This window comes from uncultured Alloprevotella sp. (assembly GCF_963536905.1).
Classification (GTDB): domain Bacteria; phylum Bacteroidota; class Bacteroidia; order Bacteroidales; family Bacteroidaceae; genus Alloprevotella.
In genome coordinates this window covers 50,492-57,857 of sequence record NZ_CAUTBW010000011.1, presented here as the reverse complement: position 1 = coordinate 57,857, position 7,366 = coordinate 50,492, and the positions used below count along the sequence as shown (strand labels likewise).

The 7,366-nt window shown below is 43.9% G+C and carries 4 protein-coding genes; 3 read left to right on the top strand and 1 reads right to left on the bottom strand.

Going from position 1 to position 7,366, the window contains the following annotated elements; translation table 11 throughout:
• Positions 1–614, top strand: a 614-nt coding sequence (locus ABLA33_RS03285) for a hypothetical protein (protein WP_347719228.1), incomplete at its 5' end; no start/stop codon positions are given.
• Between the two features lie 206 nt (positions 615–820).
• Positions 821–3,592: a DUF5077 domain-containing protein gene (locus ABLA33_RS03280; protein ID WP_347719227.1), complete on the top strand. Its 2,772-nt coding sequence runs from the start codon at positions 821–823 to the stop codon at positions 3,590–3,592.
• Between the two features lie 156 nt (positions 3,593–3,748).
• Here ABLA33_RS03280 and ABLA33_RS03275 read toward each other — a convergent pair whose 3' ends face one another.
• Complete coding sequence (locus ABLA33_RS03275; protein ID WP_311490922.1) at positions 3,749–4,678, bottom strand: glycosyltransferase family 2 protein; 930 nt, start codon at positions 4,676–4,678, stop codon at positions 3,749–3,751.
• A gap of 485 nt (positions 4,679–5,163) precedes the next feature.
• Between ABLA33_RS03275 and ABLA33_RS03270 the strand changes: the two genes are divergently transcribed.
• Complete coding sequence (locus ABLA33_RS03270) at positions 5,164–7,350, top strand: glutamine synthetase III (protein WP_347719226.1); 2,187 nt, start codon at positions 5,164–5,166, stop codon at positions 7,348–7,350.
• Positions 7,351–7,366: the final 16 nt, after the last annotated feature.

Genomic DNA, 7,366 nt, shown 5'->3' with positions numbered 1-7,366 from the left:
CGATCTCTACAATAGTGGGAATTGTATTCATTGGTATGATTATTATCAAATCAGGCTTTATCCCCGATAATATTTTCCACGGCCGACATGCTACTGAAAACATCGCGATGCTCCACGCATTGGCAGACAACTCAATCATGAGCAGCACCAATAGCATTTTTCTCATTGTGTGTGCCATCGCTATTTATCTCTACTATTCTTTATTCCCTTTAGGACGCCTCATTCAAAATGTAGCTTATAATGCCCTACTCATTTTCCTCTTGCTCGATGCTCTTTTGCTACCGCCCCTGATGAGTTCGCGCTCCGACAAACCCTTGGCAGCAGAAGTGGAAAACTATGCAAAGCAAAAACCGCTCTATTCTTTTGTGGACGATAAGGATAAGATGCTACATTTCTTCACGCTCAACTTCTACTGTCATAACCGCATCCAAATTTTTAATCCTGAAGTTCATTCGGGATTACTCCTCATTGGCGACCGCGACATTGCAACCTTTAGTCGTCTCAATCCAAACATACAACTAGAGCCTATTCGCGACTTCCATCATCGCAGTTGTGACACTCGCCAAAACATTCTTCTCTACGAGTTCCAGACGAAAAATATGAAACAAGATTAGCTAGCAACAGCTTCTCTTGCTCAGAACACAAGCAGACAGAAAAGAAGATTTCTGTCTGCTTGTATGTTATCTACATAGTTGCATTATTAGGATTTTTGTTATAAAAAACTCTTTTTCCTTATCTCTCATTTTGAACTTCCAAAGATATTTGTACTTTTGTCATACTAAACAAAAAGTAAATACTATTATATCTAACTATTAAAAAAATGAAGAAATTACTTCTTTTCAGTTTCGCCATAGTGCTTAGCGTGTTATCGCTATCAGCACAGACGACCTGGACAATCAGTGTAGCACCTGGCGGAACGTCGGGTGGATACATTGTCGACACACAGGGCAACAGCACCGACAAGGTAGCTTATAGTACTTTGTATCCTCGCGCGGGATTCTGCCCCGCATGGTACATCCGTTTCCCCAAAGGTACGTACACCGTAAAGTCGAACAATAGCGGCACAGTGGATGTTCGCAATATGAACACAGAAGTTGACGTCAGCACACACAACAATGCGCGCAACTTCACTTTTACCACCCCTTCAGCAGGCTGGTATCGCTTCATTTTGCGCGGAGTTTCAGCAAACACTTCGATGAGCGACTTTACGATCTCATCTACAAATGTTAGCGGAGAAAATTCTGTTTATTTGGCTAGTTGGCGTAGTATCCCCTCACTCCACCTTAACGGCTTTGGCTCAACAAGCGCAAATTTGCCTGAGGGAGATGTGTTCGATTGGATTTACGATGAAGTGCAAATCCCTGAGACTTCCGACTATTTGGGCACATACGTTGAAGCCTTTGGTTTCAAGAATGGCTACATCGGCATTCAGAACAATGGTAAGATGCAGAACGGAGCAATGAACCACACTGTCATCTTCTCATCTTGGGATAATGGTGATACAGACGCAGACGCATCTTTGGCCGCTTACAAGCGCAGCGGTATTATCGGTATCGACAGCACCCTGCAGAACACCACTGTAGAGCGCTTCGGTGGAGAGGGAACGGGTTGCCATGTCATCCTTAATGGCGATTATTGGAAGCCCGGTAAATGGGTGCGCTTCTTGCTGAATGTTCGCCCCGAACAGATTCAGCTCAAGGATGGCTCTAACTACGAAAACACCATCATTTCTGCTTGGTACAATGTTCGTGGTGAAGACAACGAATGGCACTATATCTCCTCACAGCGCATGGCAGGACAAACGCTCTATTTTGGCTCAGGTTTCAATGCTTTCCTTGAAGAATACACACGTGGAAACAATAGTCAAGGAAATGCTAAGCATCAAGCTTACTATCGCCGTGTCTTTACACGTTCTATGCAGGGAGGTAACTGGTACAATCGTAATATCTTCTCGTTTGGCCACACTGATGGTGGAAACAGTAAAGGCGCACGTAATGATCGCCACCAGACCTATGTTACATACGATGGAGAACAGGCCATCTTGATGCAATCGGGTGGCTATATAGAGCCGAATCAACCGCAAGGCGATGGTTCTTCTTTCTCAATCAACTATCTTGAACCAGGAGATTATCTCCCTTCCAACGAAACTCTGGCAACACTCATTGAACGCAACGTGAAACCAGCACTTCGCACGCAGGATCTTCAGCGCATGCACACAGCATTGGAAGACGCTTCCATTCTTTCTCCCCAATCTGGCTGGAAAGTTAAAGGTTTCGACTCTCAAGAAACTGTAGGCGAAGGTGCCACTAATGGTCGTGCTGCTCTCGTTCTCGATGGTAAGCTCGACACTTATTGGCATTCTGATTGGTATTCTGGTCAGAGTTCCAATTACCCTCACTTCATCACATTCTCTCACGATGGAGACATTGAGCTTGATCGTATCGCTTTGACTACGCACAGTGGCCATAGTTCTACAAACTATCTCGCTAAGAAAGTGCAAGTACAGGTATCGTCAAACAATGGCGCATCATGGAGCACACAAGGTACATACACTCTGACAAACGGCACTTCTCAGAATATTCAACTTTCCGCTCCTCTTTCTCTTCCCACGGGTAGCTTACTTCGTCTCTACTTCACTGAAGGTTACAGCAATGGTGGTTCACACTTCATGGCATTAGCTGAAGTAAACTTCTACTCCAAGAGTATCGAAGCTCTGCGAACACTTGTGAAAAAGTATTACGAGAATGCAGGAACACTAAACAACTATTCTAAGGCAGACGTTGAGACATATTTAGGCAATGTCTATGCAAACCTAACAACTGCCACAGCCGATGAGATGCAGAATGCTCTTACAGAACTCTCTCTCCATGGTAAATTGGCCAAATATGGTCCAGTCTTCAACGATCTTAATTTAAACGCAGAAAATGCTTACATCATCGAGAATACATACGGCTACGGAACACTGATGAACATTGCGGGGCAAAATTATCCAACTCTGCGTGCTTCTAATCCGACAGATGGAAAAGTTCCTCTGAGTCTCTATCAGCAGAAGTTTGAACTAGCTGACCCTGCGGCAAGTTGGTTGATTGTAGGTACGGACAAAAATAGCAAAAAGCAGTACCTCATCTACAACATGGCAACCCAAAAGTTCCTTAACCCTACTGCAGGAAGTGTGGGTTCTGAAAGTTCCATGAGCGATAGTCCTGTTTACGTACGTCTGCGCAAGAGCACATATGGATTTATCTTTACGCCAGTTGATCAGTCAACGCGTTACTCCACAGGTAAAAACGTGGCTGCAGATCCTACAGCCGCAAATGGTGCAGCTTTAACGCAGAGCAGCAATTCCACTAAAAATGGCACTTATTGGAATCTGTATGATAATTTCAGCATCACACCAAACAAGAAGCTTGTTGAAGCTTTGCGAGAAGCAGCCAACACTGGTGTATTCAATATTCCTACGGGAATCAACAACGTAGAGAGAACTGACAACCAACGTGAGAACGTTGTCTACGATCTTCAAGGTCGTCGTATTCTGCAACCTACAAAGGCTGGACTCTACATTATAAATGGTAAAAAAATTATTGTGAAGTAAACAAACAATAAGATACAAAATTGAGAAATGGGTAGAACTTTCGTTCTACCCCTTTCTTTTTCTATCGAAAAGTTTCAAAATTTTCGTCCTCTCTTTCTAACAGATATTTTTCCTATCCCAGCACAAAATTGTTCTGATTTAAGGAAGAATTTTACACTAAATTGTTTTCTCAACAATATAACGTGGGCGACGCTTCACTTCAGAGTAAATTTTTCCAACATACTCTCCTATCACGCCAAGAGCTACAAGAATGGCTCCGCCAATAAACCAAAGAGAGACAAGCAAACTTGTCCAGCCTTGTATGGTTCGTCCTTCAGCATAAACCACAATGGCGTAGATGATTGCCGCTAAAGAAATAAACATAAAGATCAGTCCGAGATACGTAATGTAGCGCAGGGGGCGCACAGAGAAAGATGTTATCCCGTCAACAGCAAAGCTTAGCATCTTACCAAGAGGATATTTCGATACCCCGGCTTGACGCTCCTTTCTGTCGTAGAGAACTATCGCGGTTTGAAATCCTAAGGTTCTTACCATACCTCGAAGAAAGAGATTGCGCTCTGAATATTCTAACAAAGCTTCGAGGGCACGACGACTCATCAGTCGGAAATCGGCATGATTATAGAGTACATCACCTCCCAACCCTCTCACCATTTTATAAAATGTTTGTGCCGTTGTACGCTTAAACCATGTGTCAGTTTTACGAGCATGGCGAACACCATAAACAATATCTTTTCCCTCAAGAAAACGCTGAACCATTTCATAAATAGCTTCAACATCATCCTGCAAATCAGCATCAATAGAAATAGCCGCATCTGCATGATGTGCTGCCCAATCCAGTCCTGCCCATAGCGCACGCTGGTGCCCCACATTATGCGCTAATTTCAAACCGCCCACACGTCTATTCTTTTGCGAATAGGTTTCGATAAGATCCCAGGTGGAATCACTCGATCCGTCATCAACATAGAGAATACGAGTATCCACTGCTTGATCTGCCTTTAATTTCTCACACACAGAAAGCAGCACCTCATTTGTAGCAGACAAAACGGGCTCCTCGTTATAACACGGAACAACTATAGCAATTTGCATTTTCCTGTTCTTTTTTTGGGGTTTCCAATGCAAAGGTAATAATTTCATAAGAAGTTCAACTTTTATGGCCTATACCAAGTACAAACTTTCCTCTCTCGAAGCTCTCAATGATGGCTTTTTGTCGGAAGGTTTTCTTCTTACCTAAAATTCATCTTATATTTGCAGTCGAAAATCAAATTAGCTCATGGCTCATAAGATTGAATTAACAAACATGTACAACACAACTGCATGGTTTTGCTTGCTGAACTCGTCAAAAAATCTATCAGAAGTTTCTAACGAAGGATGTAGCTGTATAGCTTGCTCTGCTGTCAGTACGTTCAATAGTGCCATGATAGCTTATGTACAATAACCATAATGATAGTCCCCCATCTCTCCTTGGAGTTTTGGGGGACACTTATTTACAGATAGCAGAACCCAGACAGAAATAAATGGTTTTATAAAACCTCCTCTATATTTAGAAAGTATCTCGTAACAAACAATACAATATGAGTTTAAGATTCAGAGTCGTTGAAGACGCTTTTAAGAAAGTCCCCGTAGAAGTTGTAGCTCCCAAGGAGCGACCATCAGAATACTACGCTAAGTACGTCTTCAATCGAGAGAAGATGTTTCACTATCTCCCTCAAGAAACGTTCAAACGCTACTGTGAAGCCATTGAGCAAGGCACTCCGCTCAACCTCAATGTGGCCGATTCTATTGCGCAGGGAATGAAACGTTGGGCAATGGAAATGGGTGCAACCCACTGCACCCACTGGTTTCAGCCACTCACCGAAGGAACAGCAGAGAAGCACGACTCCTTTGTTGAGCATGATGGAAAAGGAGGTATGATTGAAGAATTTAGCGGTAAAGCTCTTGTCCAGCAAGAGCCTGATGCCTCTTCATTCCCTAGCGGTGGTATTCGCTCCACCTTCGAAGCCCGCGGTTATTCAGCGTGGGATCCTTCTTCTCCTGTTTTTATCATTGGCGACACACTGATGATTCCCACGGTATTTATTGCCTACACGGGAGAGGCTCTCGACTATAAGGTGCCTTTGAAGAAATCTCTTGCCGCACTTGATCAAGCTGCGACAGGTGTTGCTCAATATTTCTATCCTGAAGTAAAAAAAGTTACAACCAACTTGGGCTGGGAGCAAGAATACTTCTTGGTAGATGAAGATCTCTATGGAGCTCGTCCTGATCTCCTATTGACGGGCCGTACTTTAATGGGGCACGACTCTGCAAAAAACCAACAGATGGACGACCACTACTTTGGTTCTATTCCCGAGCGTGTGGCGGCATTCATGAAGGATTTAGAAATCCAAGCTCTTGAACTCGGTATTCCTTGCAAAACACGTCACAACGAAGTTGCCCCTAACCAGTTTGAATTGGCTCCCATCTATGAGGAATGTAACTTGGCTGTGGATCACAACATGTTGCTCATGTCGCTGATGAAACGTGTTGCGCGCAAGCACGGCTTCCATTGTTTGCTCCACGAAAAACCGTTCAATGGCGTTAATGGTTCGGGTAAACACGAAAACTGGTCACTCACTACTGACACTGGCGTATTGCTCCACGCACCAGGCAAAACGTCTGAAGAAAATTTGCGCTTTGCTGTTTTTGTGGTTGAATCGATTATGGGTGTTTACCGTCACAACGGATTACTCAAAGCCTCTATTATGAGTGCCACGAACGCTCATCGGCTAGGCGCTAACGAAGCTCCTCCAGCCATTATTTCTTCTTTCCTCGGACAACAGATTGATGACTTGCTCGACCACATCGAAGTTTCCTCCAAAGATGAATTCTTTACGCTTGAAGGAAAACACGGACTCCGCCTAGATGTTCCTCAGATTCCCGAACTCATGATCGACTCTACGGATCGTAACCGCACCTCACCTTTTGCCTTCACGGGAAATCGCTTTGAGTTCCGTGCTGTAGGCTCAAGTGCCAACTGCGCTAGCGCACTCATTGTGCTGAACACTGCGGTGGCTGAAGCTCTCACTCTCTTCAAACAGCGTGTAGATGCCTTGATTGAGAGAGGCGATAGCACAGTTAGTGCGATTCTTGACGTTCTTCGTGAGGACATCAAAGAGTGCAAAGCTATTCGCTTTAGCGGCAATGGCTATAGCGAAGAGTGGAAGAAAGAAGCTAAAGAACGTGGACTCGATTGCGAAACAAGTTGCCCTCTCATTTTTGATCGCTACCTGGACGATGCTACCGTTCAAATGTTTGAATCCATGAATGTCATGAATCTCCACGAACTCAAGGCGCGCAACGAAATCAAATGGGAAACTTACTATAAGAAACTCCAGATTGAAGCGCGTGTTCTTGGCGACCTTTGCCTCAATCATATCATTCCTGTAGCTACAAAATACCAAAGTGCTCTCGTTGATAATGTCTACAAAATACAGCAGACATTCCCAGCTGATCGCGCTAAGGAACTTTGCGCCTATAATGTTGATTTGATTGAGAAAATCAACAAACACCTCAACTTCATTGCTGAGAATGTCGACTTGATGGTGGAAGAACGCAAAAAGGCAAACAAAATTGAGAGTGAACGCGAAAAGGCCATTATCTATCATGACAAGATAGAACCTTTCTTCGATAATATCCGCTATCACATCGATAAACTCGAACTTATCGTTGAGGACGAGACGTGGCCTCTCCCCAAATACCGTGAGTTGCTCTTTATTCGCTAAGAAATAACCCCGTAGA

Bases quoted from the DNA above. Each gene is read 5' to 3' on its own strand.
- ABLA33_RS03275 (WP_311490922.1), bottom strand. From the start codon at position 4,678: ATGCAAATTGCTATAGTTGTTCCGTGTTATAACGAGGAGCCCGTTTTG.
- ABLA33_RS03280 (WP_347719227.1), top strand. From the start codon at position 821: ATGAAGAAATTACTTCTTTTCAGTTTCGCCATAGTGCTTAGCGTGTTA.
- ABLA33_RS03270 (WP_347719226.1), top strand. From the start codon at position 5,164: ATGAGTTTAAGATTCAGAGTCGTTGAAGACGCTTTTAAGAAAGTCCCC.